Annotated in this window: 26 protein-coding genes; 12 read left to right on the top strand and 14 right to left on the bottom strand. The window is 74.7% G+C overall.

The window, feature by feature from the left end:
• Positions 1-72 precede the first annotated feature (72 nt).
• From ACFVNO_RS21090 to ACFVNO_RS21080, 3 genes are all read left to right on the top strand, one after another.
• Positions 73-1,014, top strand: a complete 942-nt coding sequence (locus tag ACFVNO_RS21090; protein ID WP_220559439.1) for an AraC family transcriptional regulator — start codon at positions 73-75, stop codon at positions 1,012-1,014.
• 104 nt (positions 1,015-1,118) lie between these two features.
• Positions 1,119-1,889 (top strand): class I SAM-dependent methyltransferase, encoded by a 771-nt coding sequence (locus tag ACFVNO_RS21085; protein WP_378894978.1) that lies wholly within the window; start codon positions 1,119-1,121, stop codon positions 1,887-1,889.
• A gap of 117 nt (positions 1,890-2,006) precedes the next feature.
• Positions 2,007-2,489 (top strand): DUF1269 domain-containing protein, encoded by a 483-nt coding sequence (locus ACFVNO_RS21080; RefSeq protein WP_355262187.1) that lies wholly within the window; start codon positions 2,007-2,009, stop codon positions 2,487-2,489.
• 78 nt (positions 2,490-2,567) lie between these two features.
• Here the strand turns inward: ACFVNO_RS21080 and ACFVNO_RS21075 are convergent, their stop codons facing one another.
• The 3 genes from ACFVNO_RS21075 to ACFVNO_RS21065 form a co-directional block, all read right to left on the bottom strand.
• The gene (locus tag ACFVNO_RS21075) at positions 2,568-3,476 is read right to left on the bottom strand and encodes a GlxA family transcriptional regulator (protein WP_378894974.1); all 909 of its coding nucleotides are present in this window, start codon (positions 3,474-3,476) and stop codon (positions 2,568-2,570) included.
• A 7-nt stretch (positions 3,477-3,483) separates the two neighbouring features.
• Positions 3,484-4,071 carry an isochorismatase family protein gene (locus ACFVNO_RS21070; protein WP_355262181.1) on the bottom strand — a complete coding sequence of 196 codons (588 nt, stop codon included), beginning with the start codon at positions 4,069-4,071 and terminating at the stop codon, positions 3,484-3,486.
• 69 nt (positions 4,072-4,140) lie between these two features.
• Entirely contained in the window at positions 4,141-4,626 is a 486-nt protein-coding gene (locus ACFVNO_RS21065; protein ID WP_355262178.1) for a GNAT family N-acetyltransferase, read from the bottom strand.
• A 162-nt stretch (positions 4,627-4,788) separates the two neighbouring features.
• Between ACFVNO_RS21065 and ACFVNO_RS21060 the strand changes: the two genes are divergently transcribed.
• Positions 4,789-5,013, top strand: a complete 225-nt coding sequence (locus ACFVNO_RS21060) for a helix-turn-helix domain-containing protein (protein ID WP_220559445.1) — start codon at positions 4,789-4,791, stop codon at positions 5,011-5,013.
• Positions 5,014-5,028: 15 nt separating this feature from the next.
• Here ACFVNO_RS21060 and ACFVNO_RS21055 read toward each other — a convergent pair whose 3' ends face one another.
• The 3 genes from ACFVNO_RS21055 to ACFVNO_RS21045 all read right to left on the bottom strand — a co-directional run bounded on the left by ACFVNO_RS21055 (position 5,029) and on the right by ACFVNO_RS21045 (position 7,905).
• The gene (locus tag ACFVNO_RS21055; protein ID WP_355262173.1) at positions 5,029-5,877 is read right to left on the bottom strand and encodes a TIGR03619 family F420-dependent LLM class oxidoreductase; all 849 of its coding nucleotides are present in this window, start codon (positions 5,875-5,877) and stop codon (positions 5,029-5,031) included.
• A gap of 57 nt (positions 5,878-5,934) precedes the next feature.
• Positions 5,935-6,933: an endonuclease/exonuclease/phosphatase family protein gene (locus ACFVNO_RS21050; RefSeq protein ID WP_378894968.1), complete on the bottom strand. Its 999-nt coding sequence runs from the start codon at positions 6,931-6,933 to the stop codon at positions 5,935-5,937.
• An 81-nt stretch (positions 6,934-7,014) separates the two neighbouring features.
• A complete protein-coding gene (locus ACFVNO_RS21045; RefSeq protein ID WP_355262447.1) occupies positions 7,015-7,905 on the bottom strand; it encodes a LysR family transcriptional regulator in 891 nt (296 codons plus the stop codon).
• A gap of 190 nt (positions 7,906-8,095) precedes the next feature.
• Here ACFVNO_RS21045 and ACFVNO_RS21040 point away from each other — a divergent pair, with 190 nt between their 5' ends.
• The 4 genes from ACFVNO_RS21040 (at position 8,096) to ACFVNO_RS21025 (ending at position 13,089) form a co-directional block, all read left to right on the top strand.
• The gene (locus tag ACFVNO_RS21040) at positions 8,096-9,106 is read left to right on the top strand and encodes an NADP-dependent oxidoreductase (RefSeq protein WP_355262167.1); all 1,011 of its coding nucleotides are present in this window, start codon (positions 8,096-8,098) and stop codon (positions 9,104-9,106) included.
• 241 nt (positions 9,107-9,347) lie between these two features.
• Positions 9,348-10,172, top strand: coding sequence for an aldo/keto reductase (locus ACFVNO_RS21035; protein WP_378894965.1), 825 nt, complete (start codon positions 9,348-9,350; stop codon positions 10,170-10,172).
• A 305-nt stretch (positions 10,173-10,477) separates the two neighbouring features.
• Complete coding sequence (locus tag ACFVNO_RS21030; protein ID WP_355262161.1) at positions 10,478-11,362, top strand: alpha/beta hydrolase; 885 nt, start codon at positions 10,478-10,480, stop codon at positions 11,360-11,362.
• Positions 11,363-11,490: 128 nt separating this feature from the next.
• A complete protein-coding gene (locus ACFVNO_RS21025) occupies positions 11,491-13,089 on the top strand; it encodes a BCCT family transporter (protein ID WP_355262158.1) in 1,599 nt (532 codons plus the stop codon).
• 24 nt (positions 13,090-13,113) lie between these two features.
• On the opposite strand, the gene ACFVNO_RS21020 is transcribed toward ACFVNO_RS21025, so the two are convergent.
• The gene (locus tag ACFVNO_RS21020) at positions 13,114-13,938 is read right to left on the bottom strand and encodes an aminoglycoside 3'-phosphotransferase (protein ID WP_378894961.1); all 825 of its coding nucleotides are present in this window, start codon (positions 13,936-13,938) and stop codon (positions 13,114-13,116) included.
• 384 nt (positions 13,939-14,322) lie between these two features.
• Complete coding sequence (locus ACFVNO_RS21015; protein WP_355262152.1) at positions 14,323-14,973, bottom strand: TetR/AcrR family transcriptional regulator; 651 nt, start codon at positions 14,971-14,973, stop codon at positions 14,323-14,325.
• Positions 14,974-15,067: 94 nt separating this feature from the next.
• Here ACFVNO_RS21015 and ACFVNO_RS21010 point away from each other — a divergent pair, with 94 nt between their 5' ends.
• Positions 15,068-16,273 (top strand): DUF418 domain-containing protein, encoded by a 1,206-nt coding sequence (locus ACFVNO_RS21010; RefSeq protein ID WP_355262149.1) that lies wholly within the window; start codon positions 15,068-15,070, stop codon positions 16,271-16,273.
• A gap of 83 nt (positions 16,274-16,356) precedes the next feature.
• Positions 16,357-17,109: a nucleotidyltransferase domain-containing protein gene (locus ACFVNO_RS21005; protein WP_378894957.1), complete on the top strand. Its 753-nt coding sequence runs from the start codon at positions 16,357-16,359 to the stop codon at positions 17,107-17,109.
• 94 nt (positions 17,110-17,203) lie between these two features.
• Here ACFVNO_RS21005 and ACFVNO_RS21000 read toward each other — a convergent pair whose 3' ends face one another.
• Both ACFVNO_RS21000 and ACFVNO_RS20995 read right to left on the bottom strand, forming a co-directional pair.
• Positions 17,204-18,166 (bottom strand): GNAT family N-acetyltransferase, encoded by a 963-nt coding sequence (locus tag ACFVNO_RS21000; protein ID WP_378894954.1) that lies wholly within the window; start codon positions 18,164-18,166, stop codon positions 17,204-17,206.
• A 194-nt stretch (positions 18,167-18,360) separates the two neighbouring features.
• Positions 18,361-19,569: a benzoate/H(+) symporter BenE family transporter gene (locus tag ACFVNO_RS20995; protein ID WP_378894951.1), complete on the bottom strand. Its 1,209-nt coding sequence runs from the start codon at positions 19,567-19,569 to the stop codon at positions 18,361-18,363.
• A 125-nt stretch (positions 19,570-19,694) separates the two neighbouring features.
• Between ACFVNO_RS20995 and ACFVNO_RS20990 the strand changes: the two genes are divergently transcribed.
• Positions 19,695-20,459: a methyltransferase domain-containing protein gene (locus ACFVNO_RS20990; protein ID WP_355262140.1), complete on the top strand. Its 765-nt coding sequence runs from the start codon at positions 19,695-19,697 to the stop codon at positions 20,457-20,459.
• Here ACFVNO_RS20990 and ACFVNO_RS20985 read toward each other — a convergent pair.
• Positions 20,428-20,892, bottom strand: coding sequence for a hypothetical protein (locus ACFVNO_RS20985; protein WP_355262137.1), 465 nt, complete (start codon positions 20,890-20,892; stop codon positions 20,428-20,430). The genes ACFVNO_RS20990 and ACFVNO_RS20985 overlap by 32 nt on opposite strands.
• Positions 20,893-20,905: 13 nt before the next feature.
• Entirely contained in the window at positions 20,906-21,265 is a 360-nt protein-coding gene (locus tag ACFVNO_RS20980) for an antibiotic biosynthesis monooxygenase family protein (RefSeq protein ID WP_378894947.1), read from the bottom strand.
• Between the two features lie 125 nt (positions 21,266-21,390).
• Here ACFVNO_RS20980 and ACFVNO_RS20975 point away from each other — a divergent pair, with 125 nt between their 5' ends.
• On the top strand, positions 21,391-23,028 hold the full coding sequence (locus ACFVNO_RS20975) for a hypothetical protein (RefSeq protein WP_378894944.1): 1,638 nt from the start codon (positions 21,391-21,393) through the stop codon (positions 23,026-23,028).
• Positions 23,029-23,242: 214 nt separating this feature from the next.
• Here ACFVNO_RS20975 and ACFVNO_RS20970 read toward each other — a convergent pair whose 3' ends face one another.
• Together ACFVNO_RS20970 and solA are read right to left on the bottom strand one after the other, a co-directional pair.
• Positions 23,243-24,049 (bottom strand): SDR family oxidoreductase, encoded by an 807-nt coding sequence (locus ACFVNO_RS20970; RefSeq protein ID WP_378894941.1) that lies wholly within the window; start codon positions 24,047-24,049, stop codon positions 23,243-23,245.
• Between the two features lie 83 nt (positions 24,050-24,132).
• The gene (gene solA, locus ACFVNO_RS20965; protein WP_378894938.1) at positions 24,133-25,320 is read right to left on the bottom strand and encodes an N-methyl-L-tryptophan oxidase; all 1,188 of its coding nucleotides are present in this window, start codon (positions 25,318-25,320) and stop codon (positions 24,133-24,135) included.
• Between the last annotated feature and the right edge of the window lie 236 nt (positions 25,321-25,556).

Here is a 25,556-nt window from a genome sequence, read left to right as displayed (position 1 = left end):
CAGTCCGGAGCCGGACGGAACATGGTCCGGATACCGGAAGGCATAAGAGAACGTCTGGCATAGGCTCGGGTCATGGATCCGCTCTCCCACCTCCTGGACGGACCCCGGGCCCGGGGCGCCTTCACCCTGCGCGTCGTCATGCGCCCCCCGTGGGGCATCCGGCTGCTGGACCGCTCCGCCCTCACCCTGGCCGTGGTCACCTCCGGGGACGTGTGGGTGGACGTCGGCGACGGCGGCGCCCGGGCCACGGCCGGGGACGTGCTCCTCGTGCGCGGGCCCGAGCCCTACACGCTCTCCGACCGGGGCGGGCGCGCCCCCACGATCACCGTCCACCCCGGACAGCGCTGCGTGGCGGCCGACGGCCAGGAGGTGCACCTGAGCATGCTCCACGGCGTCGGGACGTGGGGGAACGACCCCGACGGGCCCGACACCCTGATCGTCGGCGCCTACGAGGACGACAGCGAGGTCGGCCGGCTGGCCCTGTCCGCGCTGCCCCGCCTGGCGGTGCTGCCGGGCGAGCGCGTCGACCCGGCCCTGGTGTCCCTGCTGTCCCGGGAGATCACCAGCGACCGCGTCGCCCAGTCCGGGCTCAACGACCGGCTGCTGGACTGCCTGCTGGTGATGGCCGTCCGCGCCTGGATCGAGGACGCGCCCGACCACGCCCCGAGCTGGCTCAACGCCCGCCACGACCCGGTGGTGGCCCGTGCCCTGGACCTCGTCCACGAACGCCCGGCGGACCCGTGGACCCTCGCGGGCCTGGCCCGCGCCTGCGCCGTCTCGCGCTCCACCCTGGCCGACCGCTTCCAGCGCGCCGTGGGCACCCCGCCCATGACCTACCTGCGCACGTGGCGCCTCACCCTCGCCGGCGACCTCCTCACGGCCCGCCCCGACCTCGGCCTGGAGGCCGTCGCCGCCCGTGTCGGCTACGGCAGCGCCTTCGCCTTCAGCGCCGCCTTCAAGCACCACACCGGACGCAGCCCCTCCCACTACCGCGCCCCGGCCCCCGCCCCCTGACCCGGCCCGGCCCCGGCCGGGCGCGCGGCGGGCCCGCCGGGCTAGGTTGGTGTCCGGGCCCGCCGACCGGGCGGGTCGCACGACCCCATGGGGAGGCGCCTCCGTTGACCGACAGGACCCAGGCCTTCGACCGGCTCACCGACGACTACCGGCGCTTCCGCCCCGGCTATCCCGCGGACATCACCGAACGCCTCCGCGAGCACGTCCTGGCGGGAGGCGGTGAGCCCCGGCTCCTGCTCGACGTCGGCTCCGGAACCGGGATCTCCACCCGGACCCTGCGCCACCTGTTCGGCCCCGGGCCCCGCGTGGTCGGCGTCGAACCCGGGCGGGCCATGCGCGGTGCCGCCGCCGACGAGGCCGACGGCCTGGAGTACGCGGACGGCCGCGCCGAGGCGCTCCCCTTCCCGGACGGGTCGGCCTCCCTGGTCCTGGCGGCCCAGGCCGTGCACTGGTTCGACCGGCCCGCGTTCTACGCCGAGGCCGTTCGCGTCCTGGGCCCCGGCGGCACCGCGGCCGTCCTGCACAACGACCGCGACTGGGAGTCCAGCGACTTCGTCGACGCCTACGAGGGCCTGCTGGAGAAGTACGGCGACGACTACCGGCGCGACTACCGGGTGTTCGACACGGTGGGGGAGATGAACGCCGCGGACGGGCTGGCCGACGCGGTCGGGCACTCCACCGCCTGGATCCGGGAGCTCGACCTGGAGAAGCTGCTGGGCAACGCGCTGTCCTCCAGCAAGGTCGCCTCGGTCGTCCGCGCCCTGGGCGAGGACGCCACCCGCGCGGCCATCACGGCCCTGGCCCGCGAGCACTTCCCGGACGGGCGGATCCGCATCCCCTACGTCACCCGCCTCTTCCTCGCCCGCCGCACCTGAGCCCCCGCCCGGCCCCGTCTTTGCCCCGGCCTGGCATTGGCGGGGGCCGCCTCCGGGAAGGGTTCCGCCGATCGGGCCCGACACCCGGGCCCGGCGACGACGGGAGAACGCACACCCATGTCACAGCTCATCGTCCTCGGCGTGGCCGACCGTGAAACCGCCGAGCGCGCCCTGGACATCGCCGCCGACCTCAACAAGCAGCAGCTGCTCCGGCTGGAGGACGCCGCCTACGCCTACAAGGACGACAAGGGGCGCCCCCGCATCCAGCAGACCGTGAGCACCACCGGTATGGGCGCGGCCGGCGGCGCCCTGTGGGGCACCCTCATCGGCCTGATCTTCCTCAACCCGCTGCTCGGCCTGGCCGTCGGCGCGGCCACCGGCGCCGTGGCGGGCAAGCTCACCGACATCGGCATCGACGACGACATGATCAAGCAGATCGGCACCCACCTGGAGGACGGCCGCGCCGCCGTCTTCCTGCTCGCCGACATCACCACCGCCGACCGCGTCATCGACGCGTTCAAGCCGCTCCGGCCCACGGTCATCCAGACCAACCTGTCCAAGGACGACGAGCACGAGCTCGTCGAGGCCCTGCGCGCCTGATCCGCGGCCTCCGGGGACCCGCCGCCCAGCGGCGGGTCCCCGTGTGTTCCGGGGCCACCGGGGGTGCTCCGGCGCGGGTCAGGAGGGGCGCGAGCGCAGGCGGCGCAGCATCCGGGCGTCGCCGAACCCGACGGCGCGCGCCGCGGCCTCCACGGTCTCGCCCGCGCCGATCAGGTGCTCGGCGTGCTCCAGGCGCAGCCCCTGCTGGTAGCGCAGCGGCGTGAGCCCGGTCGCCGCCGTGAACAGCCGGGTCAGCGTCCGCTCGCTCACCCGCGCCGTCGTCGCCAGCTCCGCCAGCGGCAGCGGTTCGCGGAACCGGGCGTCGATGACGTCCTGCACCCGGTGCACCGCGTCCACCAGGTGCCCCCGGTGCCTCAGCATCACCCCTGCCTGCGGTTCGTCCCCGTTGCGGCGGGCGTAGACCACCATCTCCCGGGCGACCGCCGCGGCCGCCGACGGCCCGTGCCGCACGGTGACCAGGTGCAGGGCCAGGTCGATGCCGCTGGCGATGCCCGCCGAGGTGAGCACGCCGCCGTCGGGCACGTACAGCACGTCGGGCACCACCCGGGCGCGCGGGAACCGGCGGGCCAGCAGGTCCTGGAGGCCGTGGTGGGTGGTGCAGCGCCGCCCGTCCAGCAGCCCGGCCTCGCCCAGGGCGAAGGCGCCCGAGCACACGCTCGCCACCGTCCCGCCCGCGGCGCGGTGGGCGGACAGCGCGTCGGCCTGCCCGTCGGTCAGCACCCGGTGCGGGACCCGGCCGCCCGCCCGCCACCCCGGGACCACCACCAGGCCGTCGGGGGAGGGCGGCGGGACGTCGGTGCCCACCCGCAGGGCCGGGCCCTGCGCGGTGGCCACCTCCTCGTGCGCCGCGCTGTAGCGCACCTCGTACCCCAGGCCCAGGTCGGCCGCGGTGGAGAACACCTGCGCCGGACCGGCCAGGTCCAACAGGTGCACGCCGGGGACGAGGAGAAAGCTGACGAGGGTCACGATCCGGTCAGTCTACGCCGGTCACCTCGGCGACCGTGGCGATCCGCGCGAACCTTCCCGACAGCGCGTACACGGTGCGGGTGACGACGTCCCCGGTGTCCAGCGTCGCCGGGTCGGCGAGGACCTCCGCCAGCGGCCGCCCCGGCCGCGACCCGGGGGCCGGGATCGGCTCGGTGGCGGTGGCGTCCACCACGAAGGTGACGCCGTACCCCAGGTCGGAGGCGGCCCGGGCGGTGGTCTCGCAGCACTGCTCGGTGCGGATGCCGCAGACCGCCACCTCCGTCACCCCCCGATCGTCGAGGATGCCCTGGAGGCCGGTGCCGCCGAACGCGCTGTGCACGGTCTTGTACAGCACCGGCTCGCCCTCCCGGGGGTCGAGCCCGTCCATGGGCTCGACGAACCCGAGCGCGGGGTCGAAGGGGGTGCCGGTCCCCGGCTCGGTGTGCAGGACCCACACCACCAGGTCGCCGCGCCCCCGGGCGTGCGCCACGAGCCGGGCGGCGTCGTCGGCGACGTCGGGGTTGGAGGAGGCCCGCCAGGTCTCCCGCTGTAGGAAGGACTTCTGGGCGTCGACCACAAGGAGTGCTCTCGTCATGGGCCGATCCTCCCGCGCCGCCACCGCGTCCGGACAGGCACGATCGGGGCCGCCACCGGAACGATCCGGTCAGCCGAGGGGCTTCTTGAACCCCAGGTGCGAGGGCGCGTAGCCGAGGCGCTCGTAGAACCGGTGGGCGTCCTCGCGGGCCCGGTCCGAGGTGAGCTGCACCAGTGCCGCGCCCCGGCCGCGGGCCACCCGCTCCACCCACTCCATGAACGCGGTCCCCAGGCCGGTGCCGCGTTCGCCGCCGTGCACCCGGACCGCCTCCACCTGGACCCGCAGCGCGCCCCGCCGGGACAGCCCGGGGACGAACGTCAGCTGGAGGGTGCCCACCACCCGGTCGCCCCGGCGCAGCACCGCCAGGAACTGGTTCGGGTCGGCGTCGATGTCCTCGAACGCCCGCCGGTACACCTCCGGGTCGTCCAAAGCCTCCCGGGAGGCGCCCAGCCGGTCGTCGGCGAGCAGCCGGACGATCGCCGGGACGTCCTCGAACCGGGCGCGGTCCACGGACACCCCCGGCACCAGCTCCTCCGTCGCGATGTCGCGTCCCATATGCACTCCTTCGTCCGGTTTATCGAAGCGTCCCCACCCTGTCACAGGCCCGATGCCGGCCCCGGGCCCGGACCCCGGCGGACGGGCCGCGCCCGGCCGGGCGGCCGGAAGCGGCGCGGCCCGCACGGTGCGGTCGCCGCGGGCCTCGTTTACAGTCGATCCATGGACGCCGAGCGGTTGGCCGACCTGGCCCGTGCCACCGAGAACACCGATCCGCTGGTCGGGCTGGACGCCACCGTGCGCATGCGCCAGGAGATGGAACGGCTCGAAGCGGTCCTGGTGCGCCGGGCCCGCAACCAGGGGGCCACCTGGGAGCGGATCGCCGACGCCCTGGGGGTGTCCAAGCAGGCGGTCCACAAGAAGTACCGGGGCGGTCTCTTCGGCTGACGGCGGCCGGGCCCGTCAGGCCGGCCGCAGGACCGCCGCGGCGAACCTCTCCATCCGTTCGCCGAACCCCTCCCAGTCCCCGAACCACACCGCCACGGCGTCCGCGCCCTCCCGCTCCAGAGCCCGGTACAGGTCCACGGCCCCGTCGAACCCGGCCTCCCCGCCGTCCCACGCGATCCGGGTCTGCGCCCGCACCGGGCGTTCGGTGAGCTCCCGTAGGCGGTCGCGGCGGCGCGCGAACCCGGCGGCGTCCAGGCCCACCCCCTGCCAGGCGTCGCCCAGGGCCGCGGCCCGCGCCAGGGCGGGCTCGGAGGCGCCGCCCACCGTCACCGGCAGGGGCGACGCCGGGCGGGGCTCGAACACCCCCCGGTCGTAGGAGTGGAACCGGCCCCGGAAGGGGCCCGAGCCCTCGAACAGGTGCCGCAGCAGCCGCAGCGTCTCGTCGGTGCGGGCGCCGCGCGTGGCGAAGTCCGCGCCCACCGCGGCGAACTCCTCCCGGGACCAGCCGACCCCCACCCCCAGCACGAACCGCCCGCCGGACAGGGCGTGCAGCGTCGCCGCCTGCTTGGCCAGGGTGAACGGGTCGCGCATCGCCGCCACCAGCACCGACGTGCCCAGCCGCACCCGCTCGGTGCGGGCGGCCAGGTGGGCCAGCGTCACCAGGGGCTCGTACACGCCGCCGAAGGTGGTCCCGTAGGGGGCGGGCGGGAGCAGGTGGTCCGGCAGCCAGAGGGCGTCCGCACCCAGCTCCTCGGCCCGCCGCGCGAGGTCGGCGAGGACCCGCGGCGGCATGTCCGGGGACTCGTCGGGCAGCACCACCTGGAAGCGGGTCGCGGATGTCGTGCCGGGGGCCTGTTCGCTCATGCGCCGACCGTAGACCGTGCCACCGGTGTGAAGGTCAATCCCGGCCGCGGCGTGCCGTCAGCGGCCGCCGGGAAGGGTCACGGTGACGACCACGGCCCGGTGGTCGCTGCCGGTCACCTCCACCACCTCCAGGTCGGCCACCCCCATGCCCGGGTCCACCAGCACGTGGTCGATGGTCACCGGGGGCAGCGTCCGCCCCAGGACCGGCCAGGTCGGGCGGGTGCCCTCGCCCAGCTCGGCCGCCGCGTCCAGGTAGCCCGAGTCCAGGACCTCGCGCAGGGCCGCGTGGTCCAGGGTGGCGTTGAAGTCCCCGGCCAGGATCCGCCGCACGCCCTCCGGCGGGGGAGCGGTCAGCGCCGCCAGCTCCGTCTCCCAGGCCGCGACGTACTCCGCGTTCAGCGGGGGAGGCGTGTGCACCGACACCACCTCCACCGCCCCGCCGTACCGCGCGCCCGGGACCTCCATGGCGGCGACGGGCATGGCGAACCCGTCCGGCCCGTTCAGCGCGCCCGCGTCGGTGAGCGGCAGCGCCGCGTGCACGGTGCTCCCCTCCACCCCGGCACCGGAGTGGTCGACGGTGTACGGCAGCAGGTCGTCGAGCCCGGCGGCGGACAGGTCGGCCAGCACCTCCGGGGTGACCTCCTGGAGGGCCAGCACGTCCACCCCGTGCTCGCGGACCAGGCCGACGATCCCGTCGATCCGGGCCCCGCCGCCCAGGACGTTGAAGGTCGCCACCCGCAGTTCGGGCCCGCCCATGTCGGTCACCGCGAAGAACACGGCCGCGCGCGGCACGACCGCCGCCACGAGCACCGCGGCCGCCACGGACAGGACCGCCAGGGACACCCACCGGCGCAGCACCCCCGCCAGGGCGACGGCCAGGACGGCGGCCCCCGCGGCGTAGGGCGTGTAGGCCATGAGCGGCACCAGCGGGAACCCGCGTTCCAGGCCCAGCCCGCGCATCAGCGCGAAGGCCGCGAACCCCGCCGCCACCAGACCGACCAGCACGGTCACGGGCCGCGACCCGCGCCGCACGCCCACCGGTGTCCGTTCCGCCATGCGTCCTCCTCCGCTCCGCCGTTGCCGGGGGGGGGATCCCCGTACAGGGGGGACGGTTGCGACCGGATGCGAACGCGGGGTTCACCAGGAGCGCCCCGCCGCGGACAGCAGCGACAGCACCCCCTCCAGACAGGAGTTCTCCGGTATCCCCGGCCGCCGCACCAGGAACGCCGTGTTGATCGGCGGGTCCTCCGGCTCCAGCAGCGTCACCAGCCGCCCCGCGTCCAGCTCCCCCTGGCACAGGTAGCGCGGCAGCACGCTGACCCCGGCGCCGCCCGCCACCGTGGCCATCACCGCCCGCAGGTCCGGCACGACCACCGCCGCCTTGCAGGTGAGCCGCACTCCGAACACGTGCCGCCAGTACCGGCGCAGGATCGGCAGGCTCTCGTCGTAGGCCACCAGGGGGACCTCGCACAGGGCCGGCGCCCCCTGCCGGGCGATCCGTTCCGGGCCGATGCGATCCGCCCACAGCGGCGCCCCCACCAGCACGAACTCCTCGTCCGCCAAGGGCTCGGCCACCAGCGAGCGCCCGCGCGGCCGTACCGTGGACACCACCAGGTCGTGCCGTCCCGCTCGCAGCTCCTCCAGCAGGTCGTCGGAGAGGCCGTGGCGCACCCGCAGCCGCAGCCCCTCCGACTCCACCAGCGGGGCTAGGGCGGGCAGCACCAGCACCTGGAGCGCCTCCGCCGGCCCGGCCAGCCGCAGCGGCCGGTGCGGGACCGCCGGACCGCCCCCGGCCACCAGCTCCAGCGCGTCCAGGGGCTCGGCGACCCGCGCCGCCAGTTCGTTGGCCTCCGCGGTCGGCGCGACACCCCGCGGCAGCCGCTCGAACAGGGAGTGCCCCAGCCGGCGCTCCAGGGCCCGTATCTGAGTGGTCACGGTCGGCTGTGACAGGCGCAACGCCTGCGCGGCCGCGGTGAAGGACCCCGACCGGTGCACGGCCAGGAACGTCCGCAGCTGCTGGAGATCCAGCGGGGCGGGACCGGTCTCGACGCGGGCGTCCCCGAGGACCGCCGCGGATCCATTGGAATACCTATGGCTCACTTCGGCGATTTTATTGGTCGATCAATACGTGGAGGTACTAGCGTCGGCCACCGGGCCCACCGCCCATCGCGCGGGGCCCGTACCCGTTCCCGCGGCAGTCCGTTCGAGAGGTGCCACCGTGTCCGTCACCAGCAGGGAAGTCCACCTGGTCGCCCGCCCGGTCGGGGAGCCCGTCCCCGGCGACTTCGCGCTCGTCGAGACCACCCTGCCCGACCCCGGCCCCGGGCAGGTCCTGATCCGCAACGAGTGGATCTCCGTCGACCCGTACATGCGCGGCCGGATGAACGACACCAAGTCCTACGTCGCCCCCTACCGCCTCGGCGAGGCCATGGAGGGCGGCGCGGTCGGCACGGTCATCGCCTCCGGGGACGACTCGGTCCCGGTCGGCACCACCGTGCTGCACTCGCTGGGCTGGCGCGACCACGCGCTGGCGCCCGCCGGGGCGGTCCGGGCCGTGGACGCAGGGGCCGCGCCCGCCCAGGCCTACCTCAACGCGCTGGGCATGATCGGCTTCACCGCCTACGTCGGCCTCACCGAGATCGCCCCCGTCCGCGAGGGGGACGTGGTGTTCGTCTCCGGCGCCGCCGGGGCGGTCGGCTCCCTCGCCGGGCAGATCGCCCGCCGCCTGGGCGCCGCCAAGGTCATCGGCTCGGCCGGGGGCCCGGAGAAGAAGCGCCGCCTGGTCGAGGAGTTCGGCTACGACGCCGCCATCGACTACCGCGAGGGCCGGCTGGAGGAGCAGCTCGCCGAGGCCGCCCCCGACGGGATCGACGTCTACTTCGACAACGTCGGCGGCGACCACCTGCGGGCGGCCATCGCCGCCGCGCGCGACCACGCCCGCTTCGCCCTGTGCGGGGCGATCTCCCAGTACAACGCCACCGAGCCGGTGCCCGGGCCGGACAACCTGTTCCTCGCCGTGGGCAAGCGGCTCACCCTGCGCGGCTTCATCGTCGGCGACCACGCCCGCCTCATGGGCGAGTACGCCCGCCGCGCCGCCGGGTGGCTGGCCGACGGCGACCTTCGCGCGGAGGAGACCGTGGTGGACGGCATCGAGAACGCCGTCACCGCCTTCCTGGACATGATGCGCGGCGCCAACACCGGCAAGATGCTGGTCCGGCTGGCCCCTTAGGGCGTGTTCGGGGGATCATTCCGGGGCGCGGCCGCCGGGCCGCCTCTCGCCGCGCCGCCCGTGCTCGGACGGCCTACCCGGGCCCACCTCGCCAGGCGGCTTGTGAGGGATCGCCCGACGACCGCTCCCGGCACCCGGCGCAAGCGCCGGGCCGCACGAAAGCGTCCACCGAACACGCCCTACTCTGCTCCCGCCCCCCGCGCCACACCTTCCTCATCCTCGTGACCCCGGAAAGGGACCCATGCAGTACGTCACCCTCAACAACGGCCTCCGCATGCCGCAGCTCGGCTTCGGTGTCTGGCAGGTCCCCGACGACCAGGCCCAGGCCTCCGTCGAGACCGCCCTGGAAGTCGGCTACCGCAGCATCGACACCGCCCGCATCTACGACAACGAAGCGGGCACCGGCCGGGCCCTGGCCGCCTCCGGGCTGCCCCGCGAGGAGCTGTTCGTCACCACCAAGCTGTGGAACGACGACCAGGGCGCGGACAAGGCCCTCAAGGCGTTCGACGCCAGCCTGGAGCGGCTGGGGCTGGACTACGTCGACCTGTACCTGATCCACTGGCCGGTCCCGGCCCAGGACGCCTACGTCGACACCTGGAAGGTGCTGGAGCGCATCGCCGCCGAGGGCCGCGCCAAGGCGGTCGGCGTGTCCAACTTCACCGAGAAGACCCTGGCCCGCCTGCTGGAGAACACCGACCTGGTGCCCGCGGTCAACCAGATCGAGCTGCACCCGTACTTCTCGCAGGAGGCCATGCGCGGGCTCAACGCCTCCCACGGCATCCTCACCGAGGCCTGGAGCCCGCTCGGCCAGGGCAAGGGCCTGCTGGAGGAGCCCGTGCTGGCGGAGATCGGGGCGAAGCACGGCAAGACCGCCGCCCAGGTCGTGCTGCGCTGGCACCTGCAGACCGGCAACATCGTGATCCCCAAGTCGGTGACCCCGTCCCGCATCGCGGAGAACTTCGACGTGTTCGATTTCGCACTGGAGGGCGACGACCTGGACAGGATCGGCGCCCTGGACCGCGACGGCCGCATCGGGCCGGACCCGGACGGGTTCAACGCCGTCTGACCCCGGCGTGCGGAGGGCGCTCCCGGCGGGCGGGGGCGCCCTCCGGCGTTCCCCGCGGCGGTGGCCGGTGCCGGTCACCCCCGGGCCGCGCCCTCCCCGCCACCGCCCGTTCTTCGGGGAGGAACGGGTCGAAAGCGCTCGGGAACGGACACATTCCGCGCATCGGAGAAGATCGCGGAACGCCTTCCCGCGGCGGCTCCCGCCCCCGAGGTGGCACGGGGCCGACGGGAGGCGTACAGTCCTCTCTTGGCGCGCCGGGCAGCAGACCGGCGAACAGCACTCTCCCTACGCGAAATCCCAGATCCATGACCGTCGTTCCTTCGCGCACCGCGCGTGTCTACCGCTCCGAGAGCGCCGAGCGTTCGGTACACGCCTGGTGCCACAAAGCCCTCAGCCGCTGGCCCGAACTCGGCCCCCTGCCCCCCGTGGACACCCGCATGGGCAGCACCCAGGCGTTCCGGTCCACCGGCGGCCCCGGGACCCCGGTCCTGATCCTGTCCGGCACCAACTTCAACGCCGCCACCACGGTGCCCGCGGCCCGCGCCCTGTCCGCGGACCGCCCCGTGTACCTGGTGGACCTGCCCGGGCAGCCCGGCCTCAGCTGCGGCGAGCGCGTCGGCAAACCGGGGATCGAGGCGTACGGGGCCTGGTTCGACGAGCTCCTGCCGCAGATCACCGACCGGCCGGTCCTCGTGCTCGGCCACTCCCGGGGCGCCGCCATCGCGCTGGCCTCCACTCCGTCGCCGCTGGTCGCCGGGCTGCTGCTGCTCAACCCGGCCGGGCTGACCGCACCCGGGATGACCTCCGAGTCGATGCGGGCCACCCTGCCGTGGATGCTCCGCCCCACCGAGCAGAACAGCGGCCGCCTCGTCGAGTTCCTCAGCGGGCCGCAGACGCCCTGCGAGGAGCACCGCGAGGAGGCCGAGTGGCTCACCCTGCTCGCGCGCAGCTGCCGCACCGGGTCCACGCCCAGCCCGCTGTACGCGGAGCAGATCCGCGCCTGGTCCGACACGCCCGTCGCGGTCGCCACCGGGTCGCACGACCCCTTCTTCTCGCCGGCGCGCCTGCACGGGCCCGCCCGGCGCTTCCTGGACGCCGAGGTCCACACCATCGAGGGCGCCGGCCACCTGTCCCTGTACGAGAACCCCGAGCAGGTCTGCGGGCTGCTGCGCTCGCTCGACGGCGCCTGACGGCCCCGCGCCGACCGCGGGCGGTCCCCGGGAACGACCCCGGAACCGTCCGCGGCCGTGTCCCGGCCCGCATCGGAGGGCCGGAGCGGCAAGACTCTCCGTGAGGAAACCATCACGGGGAGGCGTATATGCTCGACAGGGCGGCGAAAGCCCTCGGTCTCAGGACCGATCCGGTCATCTTCTTCGGCGCGGTCGCGGCGACGGTCCTATTCGTGGTGTGCGCCATCGCCTTCACCGACACGGTGGACGCGGCCTTCGGCGCCGTGTCCGACTGGATCCTCACCCACCTGGGATGGTTCTACATCCTGGGGGTGACCACCTTCCTGGGCTTCCTCGTCTGGATCGCCCTGAGCAGGTACGGCCGCGTCCGGCTCGGCGGCGACGACAGCCGGCCCGACTACAGCGACCCCGTCTGGTTCTGCATGCTCTTCGCCGCCGGTATCGGCAGCATCCTCATGTTCTGGGGAGTGGCGGAGCCCATCAGCCACTTCGCCGCGCCGCCGCTGCGCGACGTGGAACCGGAGTCGGTGCAGGCGGCGAGCGAGGCCATGGGGTTCACCCTCTACCACTTCGGCCTGCACACCTGGACGATCTTCTGCCTTCCGGGGCTCGCCTTCGCCTACTTCGCGTACCGCAAGGGGCTGCCGTTCCGGGTGAGCTCGATCCTGTACCCGTTCCTGGGAAGGCGCACCTTCGGGCCCCTCGGACGCTTCATCGACGCCTTCGCCGTCCTGGGCACGCTCTTCGGGGTCGCCGTCACCATCGGCCTGGGCACCATGCAGATCAACAGCGGGCTGCACACGCTCTTCGGGGTCCCGGAGAACAGGGCCGTCCAGCTCGTCCTGATCGCCTCCGTGACGACCCTCGCGGTGATCTCCGTGGCCACCGGCCTGGACGTCGGCATCAAGTGGCTGTCCACCGCGAACATCGTGATGGCCGTGGGGCTGCTCGTCTTCGTCTTCCTCGCCGGGGCCAGCCTGTACCTCGTCAAGGGGGTCATCGAGACCACCGGCGTGTACCTGTCGTGGCTGGTCCCGCTCTCCTTCTGGAACGACACCTTCGGCGACACGGGGTGGCAGGGGACGTGGACGGTCTTCTACTGGGCGTGGACGATCACCTGGTCGCCGTTCGTGGGGATCTTCGTCGCCCGCATCTCCCGGGGCCGGACCATCCGGGAGTTCGTCCTGGGGGTCCTGGCCGTGCCCACCGCCTTCAGCATCATCTGGTTCGGAGTCTTCGGCCTGTCCGCGTTCGACATCGAGATGAACCAGGGCGGGGAGCTGGTCCGCAACGTCGTGGTGGAGGAGGACATCCCCGGCGCGCTGTTCGCCTTCCTCGCCCACTACCCCCTGCCGACCCTCGTCTCCGCGGTGAGCATCCTCATCGTGGTCGTCTTCTTCACCACCTCCTCGGACTCCGCCTCGCTCGTGGTCGACATGCTGTGCGCGGGCGGGCCCGGGTCGCCCGTCCGCCAGCGGGTGTTCTGGGGTATCACGGAGGGGGTGGTGGCCGCCACCGTGCTCACCGCGAGCGGGGTGGGCGGGCTGGAGGCCCTGCAGCAGACGATCATCGTCTTCGGGCTGCCGTTCTTCGTCCTCACGTTCTTCATGATGGTCGGCCTGGTGCGCAGCCTGCGCCGGGAGCCGGAGAGCGCCTTCCGCAGGCGCCCGCCGCGCGGCGGGGAGCCCGGGGAGGAGAAGAAGGAGGCCGGAACGGACGGGCCCTAGCCGTACGGGCGGGACGCCGCCGGCTCACTCCGGCCAGAAGAAGTCGTCCAGGACCCGGTACAGCTCCAGCAGCCCCGGGTCGACCAGGTCGCGGCCGTAGGCGTCCAGGAAGGCCTCCGCGTCGCGCGGCCCGAACGACGGGTTGAGGTCGCTCAGCATGCTGCCCGTCATGTCCGCCAGGTCCAGGTGGCGGTCGCCCACGCCCACCCGGCCCAGGTCGATGAGGGACCACCCGCCCTCCCCGTCCACCAGGACGTTGGGCAGGCAGTAGTCGCCGTGCAGCAGGACCGGCCCGGACACCGGGATCCGCTCCAGGCGGTCGGCCAGCCCGGTCAGCACCGCCGCCGCCCCCGACGTGCGCCGCCCGCCGCTCCCGGGGACCCGCGGGGTGTGGCCCTGTGCCCGCCAGCCGCGGTCCACGGCGCCCGACGCCACCCGCTCGCGCGCCTGCTCCAGCAACACGTCCGGGCCCATCGGGAGCGGTAGCCCCGCCACCGGGACGGCGTGCAGGTCGCGCAGAGCCCGGGCCAGCAGGGCGATCAGCTCCGCGCGGTCGTGCCCCGGCTCGTGGGCGCCCCGGCCGGGGAGGTGCTCCATGGTCAGCCAGTACGAGCCCCGCCACCGCCCGGAGTCCAGCAGCCGGGGGACCGGCAGCCGCGTGCCGGCCAGCAGGCGCAGCCGCCGCTCGGTGCCGACCAGCTCGGCCACCAGGTCACGGCGGCCCGCGTCCGCCGACTTGAACACCGCCGTCGGCCGCCCCGCGACGTACAAACGGGCGACCCGGGCCCCGGACAGGCCCACGTCGATCTCCTCGACCCGGTCGGCGGCGACACCCGGCGGCAGTGACATGCCCGGCAGCCTAGCCGGGCGCCCGGCGCCGCCCCACCGGTTTTCCCGCCCGCCGGCCCCGCCTCGCGGCGTCTTACCGCGAATGCGGTCCGCGGGTGTCCGCTCCGCCCGGTGCGGCCCCGGTGGGGGCGGCCCGGCCGGGTGGCCGATGCCGCGTTGTGGCGGGCCGCCGTTGACTCCACGTCCGACCCGGCCGAGCGGCCTGTGGCATTCCCGCCGGTTCTCCTCGACCGCCGGGTCCGTGCAGCGGTGTCCGCTGTGGCCGCCGTCCGCGGGAGCCGCTCCGCGCGGCGCGGTTCCCGACGGGGGTGACGTTGCTCGGGTGCCCCGGCCGGGCGGCCGGTGGCGATTCCGCCGGTTCTCCGCTTTCGCCGGGCGGTGCGGCTAGGGTGTGCGGCCCGGGCGGGGGTCCGCGCCGACGGCGGGCAGGATCACCTCGTCGACGACCCGGGCGAGGTGGTCGCGGTCGGGCGCCCGGCCGTGGTCGATCGAGTACTTGAGGACCATCGCCTCCCCGATGTCGGTGGTCACGTCGGTGACCCGGGCCGGGTCGATCCGGCCCTGCTCGGCGTAGTGCATCAGGACGGTGCGGGTGAACCGCCCGCCCCGGGGGCCGAACACCTCGTGGTCGAACCGCTCGTGCAGCACCGGGTCGCGCAGGGACTCGGCGATCACCGCGAACATCGCCTGCCCCAGGGGGGACGAGCTCAGCTCGGTCAGCATCGCCAGCGAGTCGATGAGGTCCCCGCGCAGGTCGTCGGCGCCCGGGGCGGGCCGCTCCTGCGGGAAGTGGCTGTACATCGCGTCCAGCAGGATGTCCGTGGGCAGGGACCAGCGCCGGTACAGGGAGGTCTTGGCGGTGCCCGCCCGGCGGGCGATCCCCTCCATGGACAGCCCGCCCACGCCGTTGTCCGCCGCCTCCAGGATCGCGGCCTCGTGGATGGCGCCGACGAGCTGTTCGCCGCGCCTGCGTGTACGCCGCGGGGAGGACTCCCCGTCCGATGGCGCGGCCGAATCCTCGTTCCGGTTGTCCACAGGGCTTCCCAACTAAGAAACGATGCCGTATCTTAAAAGCGCGTACTGGCTACGTACCCGTATCTTAGCGTCCGACCTTCCCGGAGTGATCCCTATGCCCCCTCCTCGTACCTACGGCGTCCCGCTGACGGGACGGGCCGTGGCCCCCGACCTCGCCCGCGGCGTGATGCTGCTGATCATCGCCGTCGTGCACGCCCACATCCTGTGGCAGATGACCGCCGGGGACCACTCCGCGGGAGTGGCCGACACCGTGACGACGATGGCGCTGATGCTGTTCGCCGAGGCGCGCGGCTACCCGATGTTCGCCGCCCTGTTCGGATACGGGCTGGCCTGGATCCACCTGCGGCGGACGGCCGAAGGCCGGCCCTGGCCACGCGTGCGCTCCCTGGTGCGCAGACGCGGCCGCTGGATGCTGCTCATCGGGGTGCTGCACACCGCGCTGCTCTTCTTCGGCGACATCATCGCCGTCTACGGCCTCATCGCGCTGTGCTTCGCGGGCCTGCTGCACGTCACCGACCGGAGGCTGCTCTCCCACGCGTTCGGCTGGATGGCGGGCGGCTCCCTGATCTACGCGCTGGGCACCACCCTGCCCGAGGCCACCTCCGCCGACGCCGGCGCGTTCGGCCAGGACTACCTGGCGGACGTGGGGATGCGGCTGATGACCTGGCCGGTGATGACCCCGCTGCTGCTGTTGACCTCGGTGTTCCCGTTCGCGATCGGGGTGTGGGCCGCCAGGCGCCGGGTCATGGAGCGGCCGCAGGAGCACCTGGCGCTGCTGCGCCGGACCGCCGGGATCGGCATCCCGCTCGCCGTTCTGGGCGGGCTTCCCCAGGCGCTGGTGTCCGCCGGCCTGTGGGCGCCGCCGTCGACGGCGGTGGAGGGCCTGGGGGCGTGGCTGCACGTGCTCACGGGATACGCGGGCGGGTTCGGCTACGCGGCGCTCATCGCCCTGGTGGCGGTGCGGTTCGGCGAGCGGCAGGGGCCGGTGGTCCGCGCCCTGGTCGCCACCGGGCAGCGGTCGATGACCTGCTACCTGCTGCAGTCGGTGGCCTGGATGACGCTGTTCATGCCGTACACGCTGAACCTGGGCGCCGAGATGTCCGCCACCGCCTCGGTCCTGGTGGGCGTCGCCGTCTGGGCGACGACCGTGGTCCTGGCGGACCTGATGCGGCGCGCCGGGGTGCGGGGGCCGGCCGAGCGGTTCCTGCGGTGGCGGACCTACGGCCCGGAGCGCGAGCAGCCGACCGGCGACCTCGGGGGTCACGGCGACCGACCATCCGCACAGCCGTCGGTGCGCTGAACCGCCACCGCCTCCCGCATCCGGGGTGAAGGCCGTGTCACCCTCCCGGAGCCCGGGCTCCGGGAGGGTGGGAGCATGGCGGGATGGGACGTTCTGACGACATCTTCCTCAAGGACACGGCGGCGCGGCTGGGCGGGCTGACCGGGGTGCGGGCGGTGGCCCTGGGCGGGTCGCGTGCGCAGGGGACGCACCGGGACGACAGCGACTGGGACCTGGCGGTCTACTACCGCGGGGGGTTCGATCCGCGGGAGCTGCGGGACCTCGGCTGGCCCGGTGAGGTATCGGAGGTCGGCGGCTGGGGAGGGGGTGTGTTCAACGGCGGCGCGTGGCTGCGCATCGACGGCCGCCCGGTGGACGTGCACTACCGGGACCTGGACGTGGTGGAGCGGGAGGTCGAGCGGGCGCAGGCCGGCGACTTCGACGTGGAGCCCCTGCTGTTCCACCTGGCGGGCATTCCCACCTACCTGGTGGTCGCCGAGCTCGCCCTGGGCCGGACCCTCCTGGGCGAACTGCCCCGGCCGGACTACCCGCAGGCCCTGCGCCGGAACGCGCCGCCCCGCTGGCGCGGGGTCGCCGCGGCCACCCTCGGGTACGCCGAGCACAACCACGCCCCGCAGGGGCGGGTGAGCCAGACCGCGGGCCTCATCGCGCAGGCGGCCGCCCAGACGGCGCACGCGGTGCTGGCCGGGCGCGGCGAGTGGACGACCAACGACAAGGCCCTGCTGGCCAGGTCCGGGTTGGAGGAGATCGACCTGGTCATCGCCGGGATGACCGCCGACCCCCAGGACCTGGTGGCGGCCGTCGCCGAGGCCGGACGGGTCTTCGCCACGGTGTGAGCGAAGACCACGGCACGGCGTCCGCGGCGGTGTCCCCTGGTGAGGGGCGACCGGTCGGCCGATGCCGGCCGACCGGAGGCCCCGGCGGCCGCGCCTACAGGGGCGCGTCCCACACCATGTCGACGACCCCGCTGATGGTGGCGTACCCCGCCCGGGCGAAGGCCGCGGCCATGGGGGTGTTCCCCAGGTCCGTGGCGGCCCGCGCGTACGTCTCGCCGCCCTCCTCGACCAGCACCCGGGTGCCCTCGGCCAGCAGGTCGTCGATGTACCCGTTGCCCCGGTGCTCGGGCAGCACCGCGATGTACCCGATGATCGGGTGCTTGGCGTTGCGGGCGGGCAGCACGAACCCGACCGGTTCCCCGTCGGGCCCGGTGGCGATCCGCCACCAGGACCGCGGCGTGGAGTAGCGCCCGAACTCCTGGGCGAACTCGGCCGAGACGACCTCCTCGGGGGTCATGGTCAGCAGCTCGTGCCGGTGGTGGGCGTCCAGGCTGCCCTGCAGCGCCCGCTCCATCAGCTCCCGCATCTCCTGCTCGTCCCGGATGCCCCGGAAACGCAGCCGGTCGCCGGGGCGCGGCGCGGAGCCCCGCAGGTCCCACTGGAAGCGGAGCCGCTCCACGAGCAGGGAGCCGCCGGTCTTCTCCACGGCGGCCATCCGCTCGGCCACGGCCCGCCGCTCGTGCGGGTCGGAGCGCCAGTCGGCGGACACGAACCGCAGGAACTCGGGCGGCACCGTCCCCGGAGGGACGGTGGCGGCCACCGCCGTGCGCAGCAGGTGTTCGAGGACGGCCTCCCGGTCCAGGTCGGCGGCCTCGTCGTCGACGTCGAGGACGTCGGTCAGCAGCGGCTCGTCGCCCTGCTTCGCCGCCCAGAAGGACAGCCGGGCCACCGGGCGGTCGCCGGCCAGGGCCAGCCACATCCATTCGGCGCGGCGGCGGCCGTCGGCCAGGTCCTCGGCGAATTCGTCGTTCAACAGGTACGGGAACCGGTTGAACAGAGACAGTTCTTCGGGTCCGGTGATCGGACGGACGGTCAGGTCGGATACTGCAACAGTCAAGGCGACACCTTCGTGTGTGCGCCCGACCGCCCGGGGGCGGGCCGCGTGAGCCCTATCGGTTCCCCCGGGAGGCCACGAGCGCGATGTGCACGGTGGACATGGCCCGGCCTCCTCTCGTTCTCGGACCCCGGTTCACCGTTCGTACCGGGGCGCGTAATTTCTACCGGTCGCGTGCCGGGGCGCGCAACCGCCTTTCACGCGGCCTCCGCCTCCTCGTCGGTCCGCGCGCCCCGCCGCGCGGTGACCGCCCAGGTCACCGTTCCGGCGACCAGCCCCCAGAACGCCGAGCCGATGCCCAGGAACGTGACCCCCGACGCCGTCGCCAGGAACGTCACCAGCGCGGCCTCCCGCGACCGCTCGTCCGACAGCGCCGACGACAGCGACCCCCCGATCGTTCCGAGCAGGCCGAGCCCGGCGATGGCCGCGATCAGCGCCGGGGGCAGCGCCACCAGCAGCGCCGCGACGGTCGCCCCGAACACGCCGACGACCAGGTAGAAGACGCCCGCCCACACCCCGGCGAGGAACCGCCGCTCCCGGTCGGGGTGGGCCTGGGGGCCCGTGCAGATCGCGGCGGTGATCGCCGCCAGGTTCATGCCGAAGCAGCCGAACGGCGCCAGCACCAGGTTGGTCGCCCCGGTCCACCCGATCAGCGGCGAGACCGGCACCCGGTAGCCGTCGTTGCGCAGCACCGCCACCCCGGGCAGGTTCTGCGACGCCATCGTCACCACGAACAGCGGCACCCCCACGCTCACCAGCACCTGCCAGGAGAACTCGGGGACGACCAGCACCGGGACCGCGAGCCGGGGGACCACCCCCGACAGGTCCAGCGTTCCGCCCAGAGCCGCCACGGCGCCCCCGGCGACCAGCGCGGCGGGCACCGCGTACCGCGGCGCCCAGCGGCGGGCCGCCAGGTACACCGCGAACATCGCGGCCACCACGGCGAGGTCGCCCTCCATGCTCGTGAACAGGCCGATCCCGAACTGCAGCAGCACCCCGGCCAGCAGCCCGGCGGCCAACGGCACGGGGATGCGGTCCATGACCTTCTCGAACCAGCCGGTCACCCCGCTCAGCGTGATCAGCGCGGCCGAGAACACGAACGCGCCGACCGCCTGCGCCAGCGTCACACCGTCCAGGCCCACCGCCAGCAGTGCGGCGCCGGGCGTGGACCAGGCGGTGACCACGGGCGCCCGGTAGCGCAGGGACAGGCCCACGCAGGTGACGGCCATGCCCACGCCCAGGGCGAGCATCCACGACGCGACCTGACCGGAGTCGGCCCCGGCGGCCTCCGCGGCGGTGAACACGATGGCCGCGGAACTCGTCACCCCGACCAGCACGGCGACCAGCCCGGCGGTGACGGCGGGCAGGGGGGTGACGGAACCGGCGAACCGGAGCAGAGTCTTCATGGGGGTCCATCCTGGCGAGTCGGCTCCGACGCACCCGCGGCGGGGTGGCCCCATCACCGGATGACATGCCGCCGCCCGCGGAAAACCGGCTGGCCGCGGACGGTCCCGGATGTGAACATGCCTCCATGAGCACCTTCGACGACCTGGTGGCCGAGGCCGCCGACGCACCCGTGGCCGGGTGGGACTTCTCCTGGCTGGACGGCCGCGCCACCGAGCAGCGCCCCTCCTGGGGCTACCACCGCCTGGTGGCCGAACGCATGGCGCGGGCGAGCGCCGCCCTGGACGTGCAGACCGGGGGAGGGGAGCTCCTGGCGGGTGTTCCGCGCAGGCCGCCGCTGACGGTCGCCACCGAGGGGTGGCCGCCCAACGTCGCCCGGGCCACCCGGCTGCTGCACCCCCTGGGCGCGGTGGTGGTCGCCGCGGCCGACACCGATCCCCTGCCGTTCGGGGACGACGCCTTCGACCTGGTGGTCTCCCGCCACCCGGTGGCCGCCAACTGGCCCGAGATCGCCCGGGTGCTCGCCCCGGGCGGCACCTACCTGTCCCAGGAGGTCGGCCCGGCGAGCGTGTTCGAGGTGGTGGAGTTCTTCCTCGGCCCCCAGCCGGAGGAGGTCCGGGCGAACCGCAGCCCCGACCACGCCGGCCGCGCCGCCGAGGCGGCGGGGCTGGAGGTGGTGGACCTGCGGCTGGAGGAGCTGCACACCGAGTTCTTCGACGTCGGCGCGGTGGTCTACTTCCTGCGCAAGGTCGTGTGGATGGTCCCGGACTTCACGGTGGAGAAGTACCTCGACCGGCTGCGCGCCATGCACGACCACATCGAACGCGAGGGCTCCTTCACCGCCACCACGACCCGCTTCCTCATCGAGGCCCGGGCCCCGCGGAGCCCCTGACCGCGAGCCGTTCGCGCAGCCCCCGCCGCAACCGTGCGGAGGCCCCGCGCAGGGCTCCGAGCGCCGCGACCTCACCCGGGTCCGCCCGGGGGTTCCCGGCGAGGGCGAGCGCGGCGCCGTAGGGCCGGGCACCCGCTGTCAGGGATGCGGCGACGGCCCGCAGGACGGCGCCGAGCACCTCGCCGTCGGCCCCGGGGTGCTCGGCCAACAGGCGCAGCAGACGGTGGTCGTTCCACTCGTCCGACCGGGCGTGTGTCAGCAGCGCCAGTGTGTCCGCCGGTGTGCGCGGGTTCTCCGCGAGGGCCTGCCACACGAACGGGTGGGGCGTGGCCGCCAGGCGGCGCAGCTCGGCGGGATCACGGGAGCCGCGCGCCGCCGCCAGGTGGTCGGCGGGGGAGGTGCCCGCGCGGGGCGGGCACCCGGGGTCGGTCACGCCCCGGCCCCCGTCACCCCTCGTCCTTCGCCGAGACGCGCTGGATCACCTCGAAGCCCCACAGTTCGCTGCCGGTCGCGGCGGGACCGCCGTGCCCGTGCCCGTGGCCGTGCCCGGTGCGGCCCGCGTCGGCGGCGGCCTGGGCGTGCCCCTGCCGGAACTCCCGGCTCTTCAGCCAGTTCTCGAAGTCCTCCTGGGACCGCCACCGGGTGTACACCAGGTACTTGTCGGTGCCCTCCACCGGGCGCAGCAGCTGGAACTCCTCGAACCCGGGCTGCCCCTCCACCAGGCCCGCGCGGTCGGCGAACCGCTCCTCCAGCGTGGCCCCGGCACCCTCCGGGACGGTCAGGACGTTGAACTTGACGACGCTCACGCGGCACCTCCACGGTTGTCGGCGATCTGTACGCCCAACCTACGGCCACCCGCCCCCGCCCCCGCGCCGCCCCCGCCGGTGTACGTTGGCCGACGCCCCTGCACCCCGGACCACCGAGGATCTCCATGGCCTTCCACCGTCCCGGCCGCGCCGGGGACCTGCCCCCGCTGCCCGACCTGTGGGCGCGCGCCGCCCTGCTGGCGGCCCTGTCGCCGGGCACGCGGTACACCGCGGACGAGGACGGAGTCATCCGCTTCGACGACCACGGCGGAAGCCGCTGGGAGCTGGTCCCGGTGGCGGGCGGCCGAGCCGTTCTCACGGGCACGGAACGCTCCTGCGACGAGCACCTCTACATGGGCGTGGACCCGCTGGACGGCGCCCCCGACTGGCTGCCCTGGGCCTGGCTGGCCGACAACGAGGCCGAACGCCCGCCGGGCCTCGCCTACTGGTGGGACGGCGCCGCCTGGGACCGGGCCGCCTACGACGACCGGGTGGAGGACGACGGCCTGTCCCGCCTGCTCGGGGACCTGGCCGACGACGCGGCCGTCCGGGAGAGGATCGCGGCCGGGCTCGAGCTCCCCGCGGGCCCCGCCCCGGAACCGGACGCCCTGGTCGCCGACCTGTCGTCCCGGGCCCGGACCGCCGGAATCACCGGGGAGGTGGTCGAGCGCGCCCTGGCCCTGTACGCCCGTTGCCCCGGGTACCGCGGCGGGCTCGACGCCCCGACGGCCCTGGCCACGGCCGCCCGGCTCGGACTGACCCCCGGGAGCACCCCTCCCGCCCTCCCTGCGGGTTCCGCGGCCCCGGTCCGGACACGCCTGCTGGAGGACTTCGAGGCGATGGTCTCCCTGCGGCTGGGCGACGACCTGCGCCGCTGTGCGGAGATCCCCGGCCGTCCGGCCCCCGGGCCCTCGCCCGCTCTGGACGCCCTGGTCGCCTGGACGCGCGCGAACGCGCCCGGCGGCACCGCCGTCCTCCTCCACGAGCGGATCGGCCGGAACTGGGGCTTCGCCGAAAGCGGCCCCGAGCCCCTGGCCCGGCGCTCGCCGCTCACCGAGCCCATGACCCTGCTCAACGCCCTCTACGAGGCTGAACTCCACCCCGAGCACGGCGGCTGGTGCTTCCTGCGCCTGGAGGTCGCCCCCACCGGGGCCGACGTGCTCCGGGCGTACGACCACTGGCCCTCCTGGTTCCCCGCCGACGGCCGCGGCTGGGAACCCGCGAGTGCGCAGGCGGCGGGGAGCACGTTCTTGCGGGACCGGGAGCGGCGCGCCCCGGCCTGGCGCCACCCCCTCGACGGCCGGCGCCGGAGGCACGACCTGCCCGACGGACTGGAGACCGCCCCGGGCGGGGCCTGGCTCCCCCTGGCCCCCGGGGAGCGCGAGGCGCTGGAGGCGCAGGTCGCCGCCGCCTTCGCCGAGGGGGCCGCGGGCGCCGGCGTCCGGGGGTTCGCGGTGCTGCTGGGCGGACGCGTCGGGGTGCACGCCGTGGCCGGGGGCGCCCACCGGCTCACTGTTCCCGCCCGTGTTTCCGCGCCCCTGGCGCGACTGCGCCGCGGCATGTACGAACCCGGAACAGGCACGTGGTTCCGCGCCGATGTCACCGTGGAGCCGGACGGGACGTACTCCTTCTCCTACGACCGCGACTCCGAGCCGGGCTTCGGGCGCAGGACCCACGACGGGCACTACGTTCTGGACTTCCGCTGCTTCCCCCGCGCCTTCGAGCACATCCCCGACTGGTGGCGGCGACGGCTCGGGTCGTGAGGGGGCCGGTCACCGCCGGAGGGTCCGGCCCTCCGGCGGAGCGTACGGGTCGTGGTTCCGTCCTGTGGCGTTCTCGTGGTCGCCTGCCGCCTCGCGCCCTGCGTCGCAGCCGATTCTCCGGCGTCCCGCTTTCAACCCGCTTACCGTTCTCCGGAGAGGTCGCGCGGTCCCCCGTTGAGGAGGCACGGCGCGGCGCCCCGGGCGGGCGCCCGGCTCACCGCAGGCCGTGTCTGCGGGCGACCATGCCCAGCACCACCGAGCGCGGCATCAGCCGCCGCAGCGCGAACACCAGCGGCGCGTTGCTGCCCACCGCGTACAGCGGCCGCGGCCGGGCGTCCTCGACCGCCCGCAGGATGGTGCGGGACACCGTCTCCGCGGGGATGCCCGCCGCCTCGTTGGCGTTGAGCGCGGCCAGCATGGTGCGGTAGTCGCCGGTGTAGGGGGAGCCCTCGCGCAGGTACTGGGTGCGCCGCTCGCTGATGCCGGTGTTGATGGAACCGGGCTCCACGGTGGCCACCCCGATCCCGTACGGGGAGACCTCGCGGCGCAGCGCGTCCGCGAACCCCTTGATCGCGGCCTTGGACGCCACGTACGAGGACCGGTGCGCCAGCGGGAAGCTGGCCAGCATCGACCCGACCATGACCACCCGCCCGTACCGGCGGGAGCGCATCCCCGGCAGCAGCAGCTGGGTGAGCCGCACCGCACCGAACACGTTGAGGCGGAACAGCCGCTCCAGGGCGTCCATGGGCAGCTCCTCCAGCGGCCCGCTCTGGCTCTCGCCCGCGTTGTTGACCAGCACGTCCACGTCCCCGGCCGCCGCGGCGCAGGCCTCGATGGAGTCCGCGTCGGTCAGGTCCAGCGCCAGGTACTCCACCCCGGCCACGGGGTCGGCGACCGCCTCGGGCCTGCGGCTCGTCCCGTACACGCGGTAGCCGCGCCGGACCAGGTCGGCGGCGACGGCACGGCCGATGCCGGAGGAGGCGCCGGTGACGAGCGCGGTCCGCCGGGTGGTGTTCTGCATTCGGGGGTCCTTCCGGGGGTGGGACGGGGAGGGTGCGCTCGCGCCGCGCTGGGGGAGATGATCGCACGGCCCCCTCCCGCGGGTCACGGCCGCCCGGTGTCCCAGCGGTGCGGGTCGAACATGGAGACCGGCACCGCGGTCGCACCGTCCCGCGCCAGGTCGGCCAGGGCCGTGCCCACGGCTGAGGCGAACTTGTACCCGTGTCCGGAGAACCCCCCGGCGACCACCAGGCCGGGCAGGTCGCGGTGGCCGCCGATGACGAAGTGCTCGTCGGAGGTCATCGTGTACATGCACGCCGCCATGCGCTCGGGCAGCGGTTCGACACCGCGCAGCCCGGCGGTGAGTTCGCCGAGACGGCGGGCGTCGTCCGCGTCGGGGGCGCGCGGACCCGCGTCGGGGTCGACGGGCTCGCCCCACTGGGCCCCGGGACGGCGCGGGGCGCCGGGGGCCTCGGCGTGCACGCCGATCTTCACGGTGCGCCCGTCCAGGCTCGGGAAGCCGTACCAGAGGGTGCCGTCGGGCTCGTCGCGGGCGAAGACCGGGCCCGCGGCGTGCGGCGGGGCGTCCCCGGTGAGCCGGAACCAGCCCAGCACCCGGCGCTCCACCCGGATACCGCCGCCGAGCCCGGCCAGGGAGGGCAGCAGGGTCGGCAGCCACGCCCCGGCGGTCACCACCACCCGCCGGGCGCGGATCTCGGTGTCGCCGACGAACACGCGGGGGCGGTCGGGGTCGGGCTCGATCCGGGTGACGGCGGTGCCGGTCATCACGCGGGCCCCGTGGGCGCGGGCCAGCCGCACCGCGGCCAGGATCGCCGCCTCGGGCAGGACGGCGCCGCCCTCCTCCTCGAAGACGCCCTCCTCACCGGGGCGCACCGCGTGCTGGGGGAAGCGTTCGGCCAGGACGGCGCCGGACAGGTGCTCCACGGCGAGCCCGTGCCGGGCGGCCGCGGCCAGCGAGCCGGCCACCGCCGCGCTGTCGGGGGCGCCCAGCATGAGCGCCCCGGTGCGGTGGACGAGCCGCTCCCCGGAGGCCTCCTCCAGTTCGGCCCAGGCCCGCCAGGCGGCCCGCACGAACGGGACGTACTCCTCGCCCTCCAGGTAGGCGGTGCGGATGATGCGGGACTCGCCGTGGCTGGAGCCGCGGTCGTGGCCGGGGGCGAACCGCTCGATCCCGACGGCGTCGACCCCCTGCCGGGCCAGCCTCCACAGGGTCTGGGCGCCCATCGCTCCCAGACCGACGACGACGGTGTCGGTCTCCACCGGGTTCGCCACGTTCGCCCCTTCCACCTCGGATGGCACCCATCATCCCAGGACCGGACGGAACGGACGCCCGCCCCGGCGAGGAGGCGGGCGTCCTGCGGAGCCGGAGAACGGTCTCCGGGGTGAAAGGGGAAAGGGAAGGGAAGGGGTGCGATCGGGGGTTCGGGAGCGCTCCCAATCGTGCCGTGAGCGGGTTGGTGAAAGGACGGACAATGGCACGCCGCCGGGCCTTCCGCGCCGGTGCCCGG

Origin of the sequence: Nocardiopsis sp. NPDC057823 (assembly GCF_042797335.1) — a bacterium.
In the GTDB taxonomy this organism is placed as follows: domain Bacteria; phylum Actinomycetota; class Actinomycetes; order Streptosporangiales; family Streptosporangiaceae; genus Nocardiopsis; species Nocardiopsis changdeensis.
This window is presented reverse-complemented; position numbering and strand designations above follow the sequence as displayed.

Excerpts from the sequence above, each read along its gene's own strand:
- ACFVNO_RS21090 (WP_220559439.1), top strand. The coding sequence starts at position 73 with ATGGATCCGCTCTCCCACCTCCTGGACGGACCCCGGGCCCGGGGCGCC.
- ACFVNO_RS21080 (WP_355262187.1), top strand. The coding sequence starts at position 2,007 with ATGTCACAGCTCATCGTCCTCGGCGTGGCCGACCGTGAAACCGCCGAG.
- ACFVNO_RS21070 (WP_355262181.1), bottom strand. The coding sequence starts at position 4,071 with ATGACGAGAGCACTCCTTGTGGTCGACGCCCAGAAGTCCTTCCTACAG.
- ACFVNO_RS21065 (WP_355262178.1), bottom strand. The coding sequence starts at position 4,626 with ATGGGACGCGACATCGCGACGGAGGAGCTGGTGCCGGGGGTGTCCGTG.
- ACFVNO_RS21060 (WP_220559445.1), top strand. The coding sequence starts at position 4,789 with ATGGACGCCGAGCGGTTGGCCGACCTGGCCCGTGCCACCGAGAACACC.
- ACFVNO_RS21055 (WP_355262173.1), bottom strand. The coding sequence starts at position 5,877 with ATGAGCGAACAGGCCCCCGGCACGACATCCGCGACCCGCTTCCAGGTG.
- ACFVNO_RS21050 (WP_378894968.1), bottom strand. The coding sequence starts at position 6,933 with ATGGCGGAACGGACACCGGTGGGCGTGCGGCGCGGGTCGCGGCCCGTG.
- ACFVNO_RS21035 (WP_378894965.1), top strand. The coding sequence starts at position 9,348 with ATGCAGTACGTCACCCTCAACAACGGCCTCCGCATGCCGCAGCTCGGC.
- ACFVNO_RS21030 (WP_355262161.1), top strand. The coding sequence starts at position 10,478 with ATGACCGTCGTTCCTTCGCGCACCGCGCGTGTCTACCGCTCCGAGAGC.
- ACFVNO_RS21025 (WP_355262158.1), top strand. The coding sequence starts at position 11,491 with ATGCTCGACAGGGCGGCGAAAGCCCTCGGTCTCAGGACCGATCCGGTC.
- ACFVNO_RS21020 (WP_378894961.1), bottom strand. The coding sequence starts at position 13,938 with ATGTCACTGCCGCCGGGTGTCGCCGCCGACCGGGTCGAGGAGATCGAC.
- ACFVNO_RS21010 (WP_355262149.1), top strand. The coding sequence starts at position 15,068 with ATGCCCCCTCCTCGTACCTACGGCGTCCCGCTGACGGGACGGGCCGTG.
- ACFVNO_RS21005 (WP_378894957.1), top strand. The coding sequence starts at position 16,357 with ATGGGACGTTCTGACGACATCTTCCTCAAGGACACGGCGGCGCGGCTG.
- ACFVNO_RS20995 (WP_378894951.1), bottom strand. The coding sequence starts at position 19,569 with ATGAAGACTCTGCTCCGGTTCGCCGGTTCCGTCACCCCCCTGCCCGCC.
- ACFVNO_RS20990 (WP_355262140.1), top strand. The coding sequence starts at position 19,695 with ATGAGCACCTTCGACGACCTGGTGGCCGAGGCCGCCGACGCACCCGTG.
- ACFVNO_RS20975 (WP_378894944.1), top strand. The coding sequence starts at position 21,391 with ATGGCCTTCCACCGTCCCGGCCGCGCCGGGGACCTGCCCCCGCTGCCC.
- ACFVNO_RS20970 (WP_378894941.1), bottom strand. The coding sequence starts at position 24,049 with ATGCAGAACACCACCCGGCGGACCGCGCTCGTCACCGGCGCCTCCTCC.